General features: G+C 45.5%; 14 protein-coding genes and 1 tRNA gene. 11 read left to right on the top strand and 4 right to left on the bottom strand.

The annotated features are described in order from the left end of the window. Positions 1–4,895, bottom strand: a 4,895-nt coding sequence (locus I5M27_RS18390) for a beta strand repeat-containing protein (RefSeq protein WP_200507859.1), incomplete at its 3' end; no start/stop codon positions are given. A 412-nt stretch (positions 4,896–5,307) separates the two neighbouring features. Between I5M27_RS18390 and I5M27_RS18385 the strand changes: the two genes are divergently transcribed. From I5M27_RS18385 to I5M27_RS18365, 5 genes are all read left to right on the top strand, one after another. Then, positions 5,308–6,648, top strand: a complete 1,341-nt coding sequence (locus tag I5M27_RS18385) for a dihydroorotase (RefSeq protein WP_200507858.1) — start codon at positions 5,308–5,310, stop codon at positions 6,646–6,648. A gap of 342 nt (positions 6,649–6,990) precedes the next feature. Beyond that, entirely contained in the window at positions 6,991–7,920 is a 930-nt protein-coding gene (locus tag I5M27_RS18380) for a cation diffusion facilitator family transporter (RefSeq protein ID WP_234462604.1), read from the top strand. A 57-nt stretch (positions 7,921–7,977) separates the two neighbouring features. Then, positions 7,978–8,054: transfer RNA gene (locus tag I5M27_RS18375), tRNA-His, on the top strand. A 124-nt stretch (positions 8,055–8,178) separates the two neighbouring features. Further along, positions 8,179–9,105, top strand: coding sequence for a PfkB family carbohydrate kinase (locus I5M27_RS18370; protein WP_200507857.1), 927 nt, complete (start codon positions 8,179–8,181; stop codon positions 9,103–9,105). Between the two features lie 157 nt (positions 9,106–9,262). Beyond that, on the top strand, positions 9,263–9,520 hold the full coding sequence (locus tag I5M27_RS18365) for a hypothetical protein (protein ID WP_200507856.1): 258 nt from the start codon (positions 9,263–9,265) through the stop codon (positions 9,518–9,520). A gap of 97 nt (positions 9,521–9,617) precedes the next feature. Here the strand turns inward: I5M27_RS18365 and I5M27_RS18360 are convergent, their stop codons facing one another. From I5M27_RS18360 to I5M27_RS18350, 3 genes are all read right to left on the bottom strand, one after another. After that, a complete protein-coding gene (locus I5M27_RS18360) occupies positions 9,618–10,205 on the bottom strand; it encodes an immunity 53 family protein (protein ID WP_200507855.1) in 588 nt (195 codons plus the stop codon). Between the two features lie 10 nt (positions 10,206–10,215). Next, on the bottom strand, positions 10,216–10,641 hold the full coding sequence (locus tag I5M27_RS18355; RefSeq protein WP_200507854.1) for a hypothetical protein: 426 nt from the start codon (positions 10,639–10,641) through the stop codon (positions 10,216–10,218). A gap of 130 nt (positions 10,642–10,771) precedes the next feature. Then, positions 10,772–12,490: a M61 family metallopeptidase gene (locus I5M27_RS18350; RefSeq protein WP_200507853.1), complete on the bottom strand. Its 1,719-nt coding sequence runs from the start codon at positions 12,488–12,490 to the stop codon at positions 10,772–10,774. Positions 12,491–12,689: 199 nt separating this feature from the next. On the opposite strand from I5M27_RS18350, the gene I5M27_RS18345 reads away from it, so the two are divergent. The 6 genes from I5M27_RS18345 (at position 12,690) to I5M27_RS18320 (ending at position 17,340) form a co-directional block, all read left to right on the top strand. Beyond that, complete coding sequence (locus I5M27_RS18345; protein WP_200507852.1) at positions 12,690–13,307, top strand: Pycsar system effector family protein; 618 nt, start codon at positions 12,690–12,692, stop codon at positions 13,305–13,307. Between the two features lie 147 nt (positions 13,308–13,454). Further along, positions 13,455–13,613 (top strand): 50S ribosomal protein L34, encoded by a 159-nt coding sequence (rpmH, locus tag I5M27_RS18340; RefSeq protein WP_200507851.1) that lies wholly within the window; start codon positions 13,455–13,457, stop codon positions 13,611–13,613. A gap of 38 nt (positions 13,614–13,651) precedes the next feature. Next, positions 13,652–14,062 (top strand): ribonuclease P protein component, encoded by a 411-nt coding sequence (gene rnpA / locus I5M27_RS18335; RefSeq protein ID WP_200507860.1) that lies wholly within the window; start codon positions 13,652–13,654, stop codon positions 14,060–14,062. A 35-nt stretch (positions 14,063–14,097) separates the two neighbouring features. Next, complete coding sequence (locus I5M27_RS18330) at positions 14,098–15,756, top strand: S41 family peptidase (RefSeq protein ID WP_200507850.1); 1,659 nt, start codon at positions 14,098–14,100, stop codon at positions 15,754–15,756. 371 nt (positions 15,757–16,127) lie between these two features. After that, complete coding sequence (gene tsaB / locus I5M27_RS18325) at positions 16,128–16,820, top strand: tRNA (adenosine(37)-N6)-threonylcarbamoyltransferase complex dimerization subunit type 1 TsaB (protein WP_200507849.1); 693 nt, start codon at positions 16,128–16,130, stop codon at positions 16,818–16,820. 4 nt (positions 16,821–16,824) lie between these two features. After that, positions 16,825–17,340, top strand: coding sequence for a DUF2480 family protein (locus I5M27_RS18320; RefSeq protein ID WP_200507848.1), 516 nt, complete (start codon positions 16,825–16,827; stop codon positions 17,338–17,340). Positions 17,341–17,549: the final 209 nt, after the last annotated feature.

Raw genomic sequence — 17,549 nt, 5'->3', positions numbered from 1 at the left:
GCCGCATTACTGAAAGTGCCGCTGTTGCTCAGGTTGCCGGCAAGTTGCAAGGCGCCCCCGTTTATGGTGATGGAAGCACCGGAAGCAACCGTCAGGTTATTGGCCTGGGCTGTGCCGCTGGCAAGTTGCGGGTAGTTGCTAAGGCCGCCCGGAATGCTCACATTGGTAGTAGCTGTTGGCACTGTATTGCAGCTCCAGTTGGAAGCCACGTTCCAGTCGGTTGAGGTCGTACCGGTCCATTGACCTGCATCTCCCATAGTAGCTGTAACCATGGTTCTGGCACTAGGGCAGCCAACTACCTGAATATCCCAATCGTAGAAATTATAATATCCACTTGTAATATTAGATCCTGTCCGCGAGCTGATGATCGTTATTTCATTATTGGAAGAGTTGAATGGAAAAATAACGGCAGAATTTGCAGGGTAAGAATCACTTGAAAGGAGGGTAGTATTGCCGGAAGTTAGCCTGTAACTACCGGCCGGGATCGCAAAATTTAACGGGATGTACGTTTTTTCACCAGCGTTTGCAACAGTTACCGTTGGTGCAGTGAGCAATACAGCTGCACCAGTAGTGGTGCCGGTTGTACCGCTGCGCAACTGAATAATTACCTGGCTGTTCGCATTTTTAACGTATACATAAACGCCCTTCAGCACAATATCCTGATTTGCGGTAAAGTTAATACCGTAACCAATTGAACCGGAAGCATAAGCCGAAACAGCAGTAGCGGTAGCTGTCAGGCCTACCTTGTCTGCCGGCGTTCCGGCTGCTTCCACGTAATAGTTAGTGGTTCCTGTAAGAGCCGGGGGGGTATAAGAAGTTCCGGTAGCCAGCAAAGTGCCACCTGTAGCCTGGTCATACCAACGGAGGGTGCCTGTTCCGGAAGCAGTTAAAGTTGGGTTAGAGCCGGCGCAGAATGTGGCACCGGCAGTAGTTGGCGCGGCTGGCACCGTATTTATATTTCTGGATGCGGCTATAGCATTATTGCTGGCATCGCCGTCGCCAGCTACTCCTGTAAATGCGTTTAAATTAAAAGTGCCTCCGGTCAAAGTATTCAGGTTATCAACTGTAAAGTCTACGGTTCCGCCAGGTAGAAGTGTGCCTGTATACGTGGCGGAAAGCGTAGTTGAAACAGCGCCGGTTACATTAACCGTAACCGGGATATTGGAAATATTGCCAGTCCCAAAATTCTGCAGCTTAACGATTACCGGTGTGATGGCGTCTGCGCAGGCATTTTGCAGCGGACTTACAAGGCTTATAATACCGGCATCGGTGGCTGGTCTTTCCACGATGGTGATAATATAATCTTCTGTTTCACCGGAAAGGAGTGTGTATGCCGTACACGCAGCAGAACTCGGCAGAGATTGACCATGTAACCTTATTCTCATGCCAATTGGGCCGGTAACTGAAGTAAGGGGGACCGTAATTGGAATAGAAACAGTAGTATTTGCCGGTACTGCAATGCTGGCGGATGTGCTGGTGCCATGAGCATAGAATTCAGTGGTTTCAAAAGTGCCGTTATTATTGAAATCTATCCAAGCGGCTATGTAAGAACTATTAGTTCCGGAATTGGAAGTGGTAACCTTTAGCGAATAAGCATTAGCTTTCATTAAGGTTGTAGTAAATGCAGAGGGCAGATAACTTGAGTAAGCATTGGAAGGATTAACGTTTGAGCAACCAGAATTGTCGTTTATCAACGTATTCAGTTCAGCTTTCTGGATATAACGGGCATCTGCTGCGGTACCACAGGCACTCTGTACGGCTGTACAATAATTCCAGTAAACAGTTATATAACCTGCTTTGATTATAGTGTCCGCCCCGGCTCCGTTAGAAGCTACAAGTTGTACGGTATAAGAACCGGCAGTATTAAAACTTACTTCCGGATTCTGTGAAGTATTGGTAGATCCATTTAAATAGGTAGCGGTTCCCGGTCCGGTGAAGGTCCATGACCACGTGCCAGGTGTGTTCAGAGATTCATCCGTGAAAATAACGGTTTCCCCGGTGCGGGTCGTGGTTGGAGCGGCACTGAATTCAGCTTCAGGAAGCATTGGCGCCGTAACGGTTATAGTTATTTCATCCTGTACTGTGCAACTCCCATCAGTAGCGGTAGCGATGTAAGTATATATACCCGGAGTATTAAATACAGGCGTGGTAACCGATTTACCTGTTGAAGAAGCTGCTAAATTGCCATTAGTGCCGTTGCTCCAGGTAATTGCAGATGTTGGAACTGCAGCGTAACCGTTGTATGATCCTATAGTGATTGCAGGACCTGTGGAACGTACCGTGACAATCCAGTCTGATGCTGAATTTGTATCTACTACATTATTGTTGCTGTCTACAATGCGTTGCACTCCAGGTACGCTGGAGCCAACATTCAGGTAACTCGTGCCTATATCTGGCCAGTCTGAAGTAGTTACACCAGCCGCTTCAAGGAATGAAAATGCAAGACTATTTGTACCGACAACATCTAATACTCTGCCCCTGTTATTCTTTAAGATATATCCGACCGCGCTGCCAGACCCAAGATCTGATGGGGTAATACCCATGTCAAAATAAAGGTTAGAAGCATCGCTGGTGGTGCCACCCATACTAAAGGTCAATACCTGACCCGGGGGAACAATAGTGCCAGTAGGAATTTCAAAAGTATTAGACGCTGCACCTACTAATTGAATTAAGAATCCGGACACATCTATGGCCAGATCACCAGTATTACTTACTTCTATAAACTCATTGCCGCCTGCGGTTGACTGTCCCGGAATAAAGCTGGCATAAGTTGCTTCCGCCGGAGTATTTGGGACTTTGTATTGCAGCACTTCTGTTATTTTTAATGCGCTTCCAATACTAAAATTCTCTGCCGTAAGTACAATTGAAGATTGGGTAGTAGATTGTTTATCAGGGCCTGCATTTACAGACGAATTCTGATCGCGGTAATATATGGTATTAGAAGTGGCAGTATTCGCATTCCCGCTATTGTCAATTGCTTCTATATAGAATTCTACAAGATTATTACCCTGGACCGGGATAGTTGCCTGCCACAGGTTGCCGCTTGTATTGGTCATGGAAATATTTGTTTGAGCTACATTGTTAACTTTCCATTTAACGGTTGCAGAAAGCACACTGGAAGCATCCGTTATGGGAGCACTTATTACGTGTGCCTGAGGGGAACATACTCCTAAAGCAGGCGTAGCTGATGAAGTGCCGATTACAGGTTTCACAAAGTCTATAAAGCCTCCATTAAATTCAAAAGCGCCAATGTCTGGTTTAATATTAACCCCGGTAACCTGGGTAGTATAAGTCTTTGGTCTGGATTCCCCTTCAAAATCAAGATTTGGTATACCAATGGCATTTATTGCGGTTCCTCCGGATTCTAAGGGAGTAACCGTGGAAGCCGGAATAGTAAGGTCTGTGTTTGAAGTAAAAGGTGCAACCTGATTTGCGGATGGATAGGAAGCATCATCGGTAGTGGTTGTATAAGCCTGCCAATCTGCCAGCGTAGTATAGAAAATAGCTGTGGAAGAGCGGCGGGCTAAGTGATAGTTAGTGAGGTTCGGTATAAAGTAACCATTGTTGTTTATAGTGGTGCCGGCAAAGGTTTGGGTAGGGGAAAGGGCAATGGCAGAGAAAACTGCATCGCTGGCTGTACCCTTGGTCATGTTGTTCGAAAAAATATTGTTCTGCACTTTAATGCTGGCATTGTTTGTAGTCATCATTAGAGCAGAACTATTAAACATACTAGTACCCCCTACTGGTGAACCAAATAAATGCACGGAGTTGTAATACAACTGAAGATCGGCAGCATTTTCTACTCTTATCCCAAATGCTCCGTCGGCAGTCTGACTTGTAGAAGCGTTCCCGGCTACCGTATTAATATCGTAAATTACATTATGGTGTACCAGGCCATTGCTTATAAAATTGGTTGAGCTCGGCCCGGCCAAATCAATTCCATAGGACCCTAAGCCACCACTACCATTATGATGAATTCCATGAATTTCATTATAAGAAATTACAGCATTGATTATCTTGTTATCCAATGAAATGCCATGGATAGCTGCGGTTGTAGTAGCGGTTGTAGAACCCTTAATATTAAAAATATGGTTGTTAGTGATGGTTGGCGAAATGTGATAACTGAGTTGGATGCCGGATATCATTAGTGTATGAATGTCGTTATCCTTAATTATCAGGTTGTCAGCCTCATTTCCTGCTGTGCTGGAACTTTTTACGTATACCCCGACTCCAGAATTCCTTATTTCATTATTTTCAATTGTTAGGTAATCAATGTTATTTCCTGTGCCTGAAGTGGATATTGCAGTTGTTGGAGTAGTGGAACCGGCATGAATACCAAAGGCACCGGCTGTAGTAGAGGATGCCCCAATAATTTTGCAATTTTTTATAGTATTGTTGGTAGCGCCTAGTCCCCCGGTAGTAGGTCCAAGCAGCCTGACCACAGTACTGGTTGTTGCGCCACTATTCGTATTCTGAATAGTCAGATCCCGGGTGGTTCCCCCACTGGTAATGCTGCCATCAATCGTTACATTATCGGAACCCAGAAACTCGATCACCCCACGCCCGGCTATCATGTTTCCGGATATGATAGCGGCTGTTGTAGGTTTAATGGTAATCGAGGTGTAATTGGTTGTACTTTGTCCGCTGGCATTAAGGGGTATCGGGGTGGCTGGTTCGGTGGTGTTACTATTAATGGAAATTGTGACGGCGCCAGAGTGGGTTCCGGCATTGATCGCAGAAAAAGCTAAATTCAGATTTGTGTAAGAGATGCCGGAAGAACCTCCGGTCGCGTTAACAGTAACCTGCGCCTGCATGATGCCAGGGAGGAATAAAAGCAGGAAAAAGAGCCAGGTTCCCTGATTCTTTAAATAAGCTAAAGAGTAAAGTTTCTGCATAAAGTGATGATTAATAATGAATAAATGATTAATGTTCAGGCATAAAGAACCCAGGCCAAAATGAATTTGACATGGTACTGTAAAGCATATTAGTCGTGGTAATAGGTTAAGCTTGTAGTTGGATTTTTCTTAATTTTATTTTAAGAAATAAAGATTATCCAGGTTCTAAATTTATCTTAAATAATTAATAAAACAAATAATTTTTATATAAAAAATAGCTTTCAAGTTCGTGATAATCAGCCGGCTGTAGTCTTGGGTAAATGTAAAGGCAGTTAAAATAGGTAGCCAGGCTTAGCAGCTTATTTAATGGTAAGCACCTGCAAGTATTATTTGTTTTCCAGGAATGCCAAAAAGGCAAATTTTGAAAGTTAGGTAAACCTTGAAACCCGCCCAATCTCCTTATCTTTGAGCCATGAAAAGTATCCTGATCAAAAATGCCACGCTGGTAAACGAAGGCCGCGTTTTTCAGAGTGATGTATTCATCTCCGACGGCCGCATTCAGAAAATCGGTATGGGTTTAACCGAAAAAAGTGACCGCGAAATAGACGCTACCGGTTTGCATTTATTGCCCGGCGTGATCGACGATCAGGTGCATTTCCGGGAACCCGGCCTCACCCACAAAGCTGATATTCATTCCGAAGCCCGCGCCGCCGTAGCTGGTGGTACTACGTCCTTCATGGAAATGCCGAATACGGTTCCTAACGCTACCACCCAGGAATTGCTCGAAGAGAAATTCGACCGTGCTGCCGAAGTTTCGCTGGCTAATTATTCCTTCTTTATGGGTGCCACCAACGATAACCTGGATGAAGTTTTATTGACCAACGGTGCTACCGTTTGCGGCATCAAGATTTTCATGGGTTCTTCTACCGGCAACATGCTGGTGGATAATGTGGAAGTGCTGGAAGAAATTTTTCAGAAAGCGCGCCTGCCCATCGCCGTGCATTGCGAAGACGAACAAACGATCCGCGATAACCTGAAGATCTACGAAGAGAAATACGGCGACGCTATTCCGGTGGAGTGCCACCCGGAGATCAGAAGCGTGGCGGCTTGCTTTAAATCGAGCTTTATGGCCGTAAAGTTGGCCGAGAAACACAACACCCGCCTGCACATATTACATATTTCCACAGAAGAGGAGTTGGCCCTTTTCAGAAACGATATTCCTCTGAAAGAAAAACGCATTACCGCCGAAGTCTGCGTGCACCATTTGTGGTTCGATAAAAGCGATTACGCTACCCTGGGAAGCCAGATAAAATGCAACCCGGCCGTAAAAGAAGCCCGCCACAAAGCCGCTTTATTCCAGGGCTTACTCGATAACCGCCTCGATATTATTGCCACCGATCACGCCCCGCATTTGTGGGAAGAAAAACAAGCCAGCTATAAGAAATCGCCGTCCGGCGTACCTCTGGTGCAGCACAGTTTGCAATTAATGCTGGAATTTTACCACGACGGCCGCATTTCGCTGGAGCGCATGGTAGAAAAAATGAGCCACGCGCCCGCCGAATGTTTCCAGGTGCGCGAAAGAGGTTTTCTGCGGGAAGGATATTGGGCTGATCTGGTGCTGGTAGATCTGAATAAACCTTACACGGTAAACAAAGAGAACATTTATTATAAATGCAACTGGTCGCCGTTCGAAGGTAAAACCTTCCGCTCTTCCATAACGCATACCCTTGTTTCCGGGCACGTGGCTTTTGAAAACGGTAGGTTTGACGAAAGCAAAACCGGCGAACGGATGCTTTTCGACCGGCCGTTGTAGATTATTTGCAGGATTCCTGTGTGGATAGGTCGCAGCCTGTCCTTACGTTATTCAATAAATTCGCTGAACATGATTAAAAGGATTTTCCAGATGAGCATGATTCTTTGAATTGAATTGGCTGGGGATGTGGTTTAGAATGCGTGATCGGGAATGTGTGCGGACAGGTCGCGATCTGTCCGCACGAGATATCCTGTAAATCAAATTAATCCCGAGAATCGTGTTCAGACGATCCGCACTTTTTCGCCTAAAAACCGTACCGTTTTAACTACAAAAACTAAATAAAGCACTGCCCAAAATTCCTCTCCTGGTCAGGGGAGGGCTGGGAAAGGTAACCATACGATATTGAACAACGCGCGCCGAAATCCTGAAATACCGCACCCCTCGGAAAAAGGGCTGCGTTCCACGCTCATTGGTATTCTGGCGAACATGGGTTTGGTACTGGTTAAGGGTGCTGCCGGTATTCTGGGTAATTCCTACGCCCTGATTGCCGATGCCATCGAATCGGCTTCGGATGTGCTTACTTCCTTTATTGTCTGGATCGGGTTGAAAGCTGCTTCGAAGGAGCCGGATGCGGACCATCCGTACGGGCATGGCAAAGCCGAACCGCTGGCCGCCATTGTAGTGGCCGTGGCCTTGATCGGGGCCGCCATTCTCATCAGCATTCAGAGTGTGGAGCATATTCTTACGCCGCACAAAGCGCCTGCACCGTTTACCTTAATTGTGCTCGGAATTATTATTGTAGTAAAAGAAGGGCTGTATCGTTATTCGAACCGGGTAGGTGAGGAAGTTGAGAGCACGGCCGTAAAAGCCGATGCCTGGCACCACCGGGCCGATGCCATTACTTCGCTCACGGCTTTTGTGGGCATTTCCATTGCGCTGATTGGTGGCGATGGCTACGAAACAGCCGACGATTGGGCAGCCCTGATTGCTTCGGTGATCATTGTGGTAAATGCCTACCATATTTTTATGCCCGCTTTTACCGAAATTATGGATGCCGCACCGCCCTCGGAATTTGCTTCCGAAATAAAGGAAATTGCTGAAACCGTAGACCGCGTAATTGCCACGGAAAAGTGCCTCGTTAGGAAAATGGGATTCGAGTATTTTGTTGATCTTCACGTAATTGTAGACGGCAATTTAACGGTAAGAGAAGGCCACGATATTGCCCACCTGGTAAAGGATGCCATTATTGAAGCCAAGCCACAGGTTTACGACGTACTGATTCATATTGAGCCGTTTGAAGAAATTTTGCCGGAAAACGCTACGATTTTTTAATAAAAAACTTGCATCCTTGAAATTTGCTACTTACTTTTGCAAACCAATTCAAACATGGTGATCGTAGTTCAGCCGGTTAGAGCACCAGATTGTGATTCTGGAAGTCGTGGGTTCGAATCCCATCGGTCACCCCAATGAAAGCCCTTGAATACTCAGGGGCTTTTTTTATTTAGCCTGGTTTTGAATGAGAGAACAAGGAGGAAGCAGGCATTTCTCCCTATTTCTAATTCTTAATTTCTAATTTTTAATTAAAAAGATATGAGCTTACTTGTTGTTGGTTCGGTGGCCTTTGATGCGCTGGAAACCCCTTTCGGAAAAACAGATAAAATTATTGGCGGCGCCGCTACGTATATTTCTATCTGCTCTTCTTACTTCACCAAACCGGTAAACCTGGTAGCCGTGGTGGGTGGCGATTTTCCGAAGGAAGACATTAAAATGCTGGAGGAGCGTGGCGTAAATACCGAAGGCCTTCAGATAAAAGAAGACGAAAAATCGTTTTTCTGGAGCGGCCGCTACTTTAACGACATGAACAGCCGCGAAACGCTGGTTACCGAACTGAACGTGCTGGGGACTTTCGACCCGATCGTGCCGGAAAGCTACCAGAACTGCGAATATTTAATGCTGGGCAACCTGGCGCCACAGGTGCAAAAAACGGTAATCGAGCGTTTAAAAAACCGTCCGAAACTGATCGTGATGGACACCATGAATTTCTGGATGGACATTGCTTTACCGGAGCTTTTGGAAACGATTGCGCTGGTAGACGTGCTTTCCATTAACGACGAAGAAGCGCGCCAGCTTTCCGGCGAATATTCTTTGGTGAAAGCCGCTAAGAAGATTATGAACATGGGCCCGAAATTCCTGATCATTAAGAAAGGCGAACACGGCGCGCTGTTGTTCCACGGGGAAAAAGTGTTCTTCGCGCCGGCTTTGCCGCTGGAAGACGTATTTGACCCAACCGGCGCCGGCGATACCTTTGCTGGTGGCTTTATTGGTTACTTGGCCAGCACCAACGATATTTCTTTCGAGAATATGAAGCGTGCCGTAATTCACGGTTCGGCCATGGCTTCTTTCTGCGTAGAGAAATTTGGAGCCGAGCGTATGCTGGACCTGGATGGCGCCGAAGTAGAAGCCCGCGTGCAGCAGTTTGTGGAGCTGGTAAATTTCAGCGTAGAAGCAGCCGTTTAGTTTTTAGCTTTAAAAGCATAGCATTTTCAGAAGAAAGGGAGCCCGCGGTTCCCTTTTTTTTATGAACGAAGTTTCGGGCTGTAACTTATTGCCTTTTGATCGGGTAAAAGATGAATGTGTTTTAAGTACTCACATTTATTTACGAAAGAACAACGCTATGAAAAATTCAGATAAAAAAATCCCGAACGAAGAGCAGAACGAAAAAATGAATCCGAAAAAAACCGGAACAGCTTCAGACCCTCGTCCGGCCATGCATAATGCAGATACTAAAATGCAGAACCCGAACCGCAACCTGCCCCAAGGCGGTAACCCGGTTGGCCGCGATACGGCCCAGCACAACTCGGTTTCTGGTGGTAAATCGTTGCAGGGAAATAACGCCCGAAGCAACCCGCACAGCGATAAGACCCATAATTAATTTTGCTTTAGTCTGATTAGAAACTATGAAAGAAAAGTGGCCCGGATTAATTTCCAGGCCACTTTTTTGTGCTTAAAAGGATATCGTTTTTCGGGAATTAATTTGTTGAAATCTTTTCTGTGGCAGCTAACTCTTTCGAATCGAAAAATAACTTTAATTCACAAATAACTTTGTCTCCTTCCTTAAACTCTGTTTGAAGCGAATTTACTTTATCATTCAACTTGGCAAAATCGTCAATATTCAAAACATTTACATTTTTAAATTGCCGTTCTTTAATTCTTACTATTTCAAAAATACTTTCATTAATTAGTTTAGCATCAACGGCCTGCCAAGCAGGAGTACTTGCATTTAAAATAGGAATATATATTTCATATAGGAACTCAGGGTTGTTTTGTGATATAAGAAATTCATCAAGAAAAATTCTGAGGATTTCATGCAACTTATTGGGGTCGCCATATCCAATAAATTTTTTATCTTCTACTTTAACGCTTAACCAGTCGTCTTCGGCTTTTTCGTATTGTTTAAAGATTTTCCCTTCTTCTAAAGAAGTATTGTTTAGTTCAATTGTAACCGCCCAACCCGGGTTATCTAAAGTTCCTATTTTGATTCCAAATTCATGCTCCCAATCTCCGTTACAATTATTTTTATACCAATTTTGGATCCGTTCAATTAAGCCATTTTCCATTTGTTTAATTTTATCCTTTCAGTCTTTTCGCACTATATTTCTCTCTTAATTCTATTGGAATTTGCTTCCAGACGTGCTTGGGAATGCCGGGCATTTGTTTTTCACTTAGTTTCTTTTTGCCTTCGCGAATAGTAATATAATCCCAGTAAGCCAGGAAAAAATCCGGCTCCAGTATAAATTCCATCCAGCCGTCGGCTACGATCTGCTTGTTTTCATCCAATACCAAAATGCCGGAAAAACTGGCTATAATGCCGAGCGGGTGCTGCATCTGGTGGCCTTCGTTGGCGCTACCACTCCAATCGAATTGCAGGTTGGTTTTGTTTAGTTTGTAATGCGGGAATTCGGCCAGCAGCTGCTTTTCCACCAATTCCCGGAGTTCCGGACTCATGAGCGCAGCTGCGCCGTACGTTTCTTTGTCTGTATTTATGTTTTCCAATTTTGTAATGTTTTTTTTACGTTCTGTCATCCTGAGCGCGAGCGAAGGATGACATATGTGAGATGAAAGCAATCAACAATTAACAATCAACAATTTCCAAAAACGCTATCCTTTCCGGCCTGAAAACTCCTTAAAACTTCTGGTTCAGCCAGCGCTGGAAATTCTCTTTTTCTACTTCGGTGGCGTCGGAGCGTTTGGCAACGATGTAATTGCTGAGGTAATTGCGGCCGCTGGTTTCGAGCTTCACGGTGCGGAGCTGGTAATTGCGGAAAACGGCTACTTCAAAGCTTTCGCCATCTTTAAAGAGTTCATTCAGGTTGTTTTCTACGCGGCGGCCGTTTACGGCAATGATGTCATCGTCGGTGGTGAAAACGAAGGCAGCCGGGGCATCGGGCATGATGGCGGAAACGTTGGGCCATTCCCTTTTCAATACTGCCCGGAAACCGAATTTGCGTTCGTAGCTCACCGGGTTTGGTTCCTCGCGCAGTTCACAGCCTACAAAACGGAGCGCATTGTCGAGCGGGCTTTCCAGGGGTTTGGTTCCGTAAATAATCTCCTCGAAATACTGCTGGAAAGAAGTGCCGGCCGTTTCATTTACGATCTGGATGTAATCCTGCTCGGTATACCCGATGCCGCGTTTCCCGAAATCGTTATACAGGCGGCGCATCACGTCGTCTAAAGAAAACTGGTTGTTGGTTACGCGGCGCAGTTCCAGGTCCAGGAGCAACGAAGCCAGCGCGCCTTTGTGGTAGATGGAAACTTTGCGGTCCGGAATGCCGGGTTTATAACCGTCCAGCCACATATCGAAAGAAGAATCGGCTACGGAATAATTATAGCGGCCATAGTCGTCGTAATGCTTTTTGAGTACACTATTCAGCTCATCGAAGTATTGCTGCGCGCTGAAAACGCCGGAACGGCCCAGCAGATAATCCCCGTAATAAGTGGTAATGCCTTCTGCCACAAAGCCGGTCCGGAAGTAATTTTCCTGCCGGAAATCGTAAGGCATCATTTCGGCCGGACGAATATTTTTGATGTTCCAGGTATGGAAAAGTTCGTGGCAGCTTACGCCCAGTAATTCCTTATAGGTGCTGCGTTGCATCAGCGTATCGGCAGGGCCCAGAACGCAAACCGTAGAATTGCTGTGTTCTACGCCGTGGTAATGTTTGTAAGGCAGGATCTGGAACATGAAATGATAATCCTGCACCGGGAAATCGTGGAAAAGGCGCAGCTGCTCTTCGGTAAAATCGCGGAAATGGGCTAATAGCGTTGGCCAGTCGGGTTTGCAATTGCCCTGGATCCAGATATGGAAAGGAATTCCCTGAACGGTATAGGTTTCGTGCTGCAAAGTGCCGGAAGCGAACAGCGGACAATCTACCAGTTCGTCGAAATTTCCGGCTAAAAGCGTGTTCTGGTTTTTAGCTTTCAGGCCGCAGGCGATCTGCCAGTTTTCCGGAATATTCAGTACCAGTTCCGAGGGCTGATGTTCGAAACCTTCGGCAGACATAAAGCAGTTTACGGGGTTTATGTAAAGCTGCGTTTCGTCGAGCCACGAGCCACCGGCATCCATCTGGTGGGCATAAAAATCGTAGCGCACGGTTATTTCCGGCAGGTTTTCGGTGTAAACGAGCCAACGGTCTTTGGTTATTTTTTCGTAACGCACCGGGTTGCTGTCGGCGTCCAGAATCTCAAACTTCCGGATCTTCTGGGCAAAGTGCTGCAGCTCGTAACGGCCGGGGCGCCAGGCGGGCAATTGCAGGTGCAAAACGGGTTGCTGCAAGGCCGGAATGCGCATTTCGATCTGCAGGAAATAAGAAAGCGGATTGTTATAGGAAACGTGGTAATGGATCATGGTTTATACTTTTTTAGCCCGGAAGCATAGCGTTTTTACACAATTGGGAAAGATGGCGGTTTTTTGGGTTTTATGCAAATAAGACCGGAACGCCGCAAATATTTGTCTGCGAATGGCGGTTTCTAACTTCCTTTGTTTAAAGCCGTAAGCCCAACGGCAGGCAACCGGGATTTTCCTGAACGCTTAGCGCTTTGAATGTATGGAAATAGTGAGTGAGGAATTAACAATAGCAGCCGCAGAAAAGAAAGCGCGTAAGAATAAGCAGAAAGCAGATGCGGTAATGGATAAGAAACGGAATGGTGGCTTATCGAATATGTACCGAACCGCCTCCCGGAACCACGTTTCCTACATCACCATCGGCGACCGGCGCGCCAATATTTTAATCGGAACCTGCACTTTGATTATTTCGGTGGCGTTTACCATTTTTCTGCGCAAGTTCAGTGAACCTACCATTTACCTGGTGCCTGGTGTGTTGCTGATCGTAACCTGCACGGCTACCATGATCCTGGCCATTTTCTCTACCCGGCCCGACCAGACGCGTGGCTATTATACCCTGGAAGAAATTGAAAAGAACCCGGTAAATTTACTTTACTTCGAGAATTTCTATAAAATGACGCTGGTAGAATACGAAGCTGCCATGGATAAATTAATTGAAAGCGGTACCGATTCGCGGCATGCTTTAATGCGCGATCTGCATAGTTTAGGAGTCTCGGTTGCCCGTAAATACAAGTACCTGCGCATGAGCTATAACGTGCTGATGGTGGGCGTGGTGCTGACGGTTTTGGCCTTTTTTGGCGCCATGATTTACCATTATTAACGTTCGGGTTGTAGGAAACGGTAGGGTTTTGGCACTGAAAAGTCGTTAAACCAATTTCTATGTTCAGATTACTTTTTTTGAAATTCTGTTTGCTTTTAGAAAAAGTATTGCTAATTTTGCAATCCGAATTAATAAAATTGGTGCGAGATGAAAAGAACATTCCAACCTTCACAGAGAAAAAGAAGAAATAAGCATGGTTTCCGTTCCCGTATGGAAACAGCAAATGGCCGTCGTGTATTAGCTAGCCGTCGTGCAAAAGGTAGAAAGAGACTAAGCGTTTCTGACGAAAAACGTCACAAAGCTTAATATTTTTCGGTTAGCTGCTTTGTAGCTTAACCTTCGTGATGCAATCCGAAGATACTCAGTTCGCACCGGAAGCTTACGATAGATCATTTCCGAAAGCAGAACGCTTGTGCAGTAAAAAGCTGATCTCTCAGCTTTTCGCCAAGGGTTCTGCTTTTAATTTATACCCGCTCCGCTTTGTGTTCCTCAAAGCCGAAAACCCGGTGCCCGAATTTCCGCAGGTACTCATATCCGTTTCCAAAAAATATTTTAAGCGCGCCCACGACCGTAACCGCATCAAGCGGCAGATCCGGGAAGCGTACCGCCTCAACAAACATAAGTTACTGTCTGAAAACGGGCAATTTTACGCTGTTTTAGGCATAATTTACATTGGCAAAGAAAAAGTAGCATACAACGTAATCGAAAAAAAACTAAATTCCGCTTTCGTTCGTTTGGTTAAAGAACAGGGCTGATTTCCGGCTGCTGCTTCCCATATATACTTACTTTTATGTTGAAAAAAACTGCTGCCGGCCTGCTGGTTGGCGCGATCGGTTTTGGTCTGTTTTCTTTTAAGACCGAGAACGAACGCTATTTCGATATTGCCAAGAACCTCGATATTTTCGCTACGCTTTTTAAAGAAGTAAATACCTATTACGTAGACGAAGTAACGCCCGGCAAACTGGTGAAAACCGGCATCGATGCTATGCTCAAAAGCCTCGACCCGTACACGAATTATATTTCTGAAGACGATATTGAAGATTTCCGCACCCAGACTACCGGCCAGTACGGCGGCATCGGGGCGCTGGTAGGCAAACGCGACGGCAAAACCATTGTACAATTGCCTTACGAAGGTATGCCGGCCCAGAAAGCGGGCCTGCTCATCGGCGATGAAATTGTAAAGATCGACGGCATCGATATCACGAAAAAGAACAATACCGAAGTTACCAAGCTGCTCAAAGGCCAGGCCAATACTACCGTGAAACTGGATATTAAACGCTACGGCGTAGATAAACCGTTTGAAGTGGTGGTTACCCGCGATAAAATTCAGATCGAAAATGTGCCTTATTACGGCATGGTTACCAATGATATCGGCTACCTGCAACTTTCGGGCTTTACCATAGATGCGGGCCGCGAAGTAAAAAATGCGGTGCTGAAACTAAAAGAAACCGGTGCCAAAAAGATCATTTTCGATTTGCGCGATAATCCGGGCGGTTTGCTGAACGAGGCGGTGAACATTTCGAACCTTTTTGTAGACAAAGGCAAAGACATTGTAAGCACCAAAGGCAAAGTAACCGAATGGAACAAAGTCTATAAAGCCCTCGACGAACCGCTGGATACGCAAATTCCGATGGTGATCCTGACCAGTTCCCGCAGCGCTTCGGCTTCCGAGATCGTTTCCGGGGTGATGCAGGATTACGACCGCGCCGTTTTAGTAGGCGAAAGAACGTTTGGCAAAGGCCTGGTGCAGGCTACGCGTCCGCTTTCCTACAATTCCCAGTTAAAAGTTACCACCGCTAAATATTATATTCCGAGTGGCCGCTGCATTCAGGAAGTAGATTACTCGCACCGCAAAGAAGATGGCAGCCTGGGTAAAATTCCGGATTCGCTGCGTGTAGCTTTTAAAACTTCCAAAGGCCGCGTGGTTTACGATGGCGGCGGCGTAGCCCCGGATATTGAAGTAAGCGACAAGGAATATTCGGATATTGCGAAAACGCTGGGCAATAAAGGTTACTTTTTTGAGTATGCCAATAAATACCGCGCCGAAAATCCTACTATCAAACCGGCCAAGGAATTTAATATTTCCGATGCCGAATACCAGAAATTTGTTACATTCTTAAACAAAAAAGACGTTTCCTATTCTACCAGTGTAGAACAGTCTATTGACGATCTGGTGAAAAAAGCCCAGGCCGAAAAGCATTACGACGACGTAAAAGCCGAGATCGAACAACTGCGCAAAAAAGTATCGCACAACAAGGCTAACGACCTGAATCGCTTTAAAACCGAGATCAAAGAACTGCTGGAGCAGGAAATTGCAGCCCGGTATTATTTCCAGAAAGGCGCCATCGAAGCTTCTTTCGACGATGACGAAGATATTCTCACGGCTATTAAAGTGTTGAACGATCCGCAGAAATATCAGGGTTTGCTGCAAGCCAGCGCCAAAAAATAACCTGAGTTTTCAGACCCGAAAACCTACCGTTTTTTAATCAGCACCTATTATATAATAATAGGTGCTGCTTTTTTTATGGTCGAAAACGCTATGGTTTCGGGTAGAAAAATTAAAGAATCCGGAGATATCCTTCAGATTGCTTCTTTCAAAACGCTATGCTTTTACTACCAAAAAGTGCCTTTTCGTTCTAAATGCATACAGGCGGGAATTTTTTTCAATCAACAATCAACAAAAAACAATCGGCAATTAACAATCAGCAATTCAAAAAACGCTAGGGTTTAAGCTTTAAAAAGTCGCGGTATCTTTCGGGAAACTGCTATAAAACTGGTTTCTGAAGAATTCTGGTTAATTTTGCAGCATAAATAAAACGTATGGCTTTAATCTTATCGCTGGAAACTTCGTCTACAGTCTGCTCGGTTGCCCTGGCGCAAAGCGGCCGGCTGATCGGCGCTTCTGAATTACGGCTCGAAAAATCGCATTCTTCGCATATTACCGTACTGATCCAGCAACTTTTAGAAAATGCGGGCTTTACCGAAAAAGAACTTTCCGCAGTGGCAGTTTCCGGCGGACCAGGTTCTTATACGGGGCTGCGCATCGGAACTTCCACGGCCAAAGGTTTGTGCTATGCGTTGAATATACCGCTGATTGCCATTTCTACCCTGCACGCGCTGGCTTTACAAACCATAAAGTTTACCGCAAACGCCTCGGAATATCTTTTTTGCCCCATGATCGATGCCCGCCGGATGGAAGTTTACACCGCATTGCTTACCAGTTCACTGCAGGAAGTTTTACCCGATCAGGCGAAAGTCTTAGACGAAACTTCCTTCCGGAAGGAGTTAGAAAATCAAAAGATCATTTTCTTCGGCAACGGCGCCGCCAAATTTGAAGCAATAATCGGGTCGGTGGCAAACGCTTTCTTCCTGAAAAATGTTATACCAGCAGCAGAAGCCGTTTCGGAACTAGCCTGGCAGCAATATCAGGTAGCCCAATTCGAAGATGTAGCGTATTACGAACCGTTTTACGTGAAAGAAGTGCACATTACGGCGGCCAAACCTAAAAATTAAAACCATGTCAGAATTAATAAACCGCGTAGCGCAAAGCGCACTCACTACTTTAAACCTCGAAGAATTTATTCATCCCGGCGAACATATGGTGTATGATATAAAGGAAAACCTGTTTATGGGCCTCATGTTGCGCGAAAAGGATTTCCGGGAATTTATCAAAACCCACGACTGGACCCAATATGCCGGCAAAAACGTAGCCATAACCTGTTCCGCCGATGCGATCGTGCCAACCTGGGCGTATATGCTGCTGGCGTCTAAATTAAAGCCGCACGTAAACAAACTGGTTTTCGGAAATCTTGAAGCCCTGGAACAGGAATTATTCCATGATGCCATCCAAGCAATAGATGCGGAAGATTACCGTGACGCCAAGCTTGTAATTAAAGGATGCGGTCAAATTCCGGTTCCAACGTATGCCTACGTGAAGATTATGGATAAACTTTTGCCGGTAGCCAGTTCTATTATGTATGGGGAGCCTTGCAGTACCGTGCCTATTTATAAGAAGCCAAAATCAACCGTTTAATCTAGATCTGGGAAACAGAACAAATTTTTTTAGGGCTGTCTTTCTAGGTGTTACCGGAAAGTTAAGAGAAAGTTAAACCACAGATTTGCATAATCCGTTTAAGCCCGCTACTTTTGTGCAACAATTCAGCCAGATGGGCAGGAGAGAAGGAAAAGCGCTGAAAGAAAAAAAAGTTTAACCCATCCGGAACTTCAGGTTCAGGAGTTTGG

The organism is Adhaeribacter terrigena (assembly GCF_016623615.1).
Lineage (GTDB): Bacteria > Bacteroidota > Bacteroidia > Cytophagales > Hymenobacteraceae > Adhaeribacter_A > Adhaeribacter_A terrigena.
The sequence above is the reverse complement of the archived record's forward strand: the minus strand, read 5'-3'. Positions and strand labels throughout refer to the sequence as shown.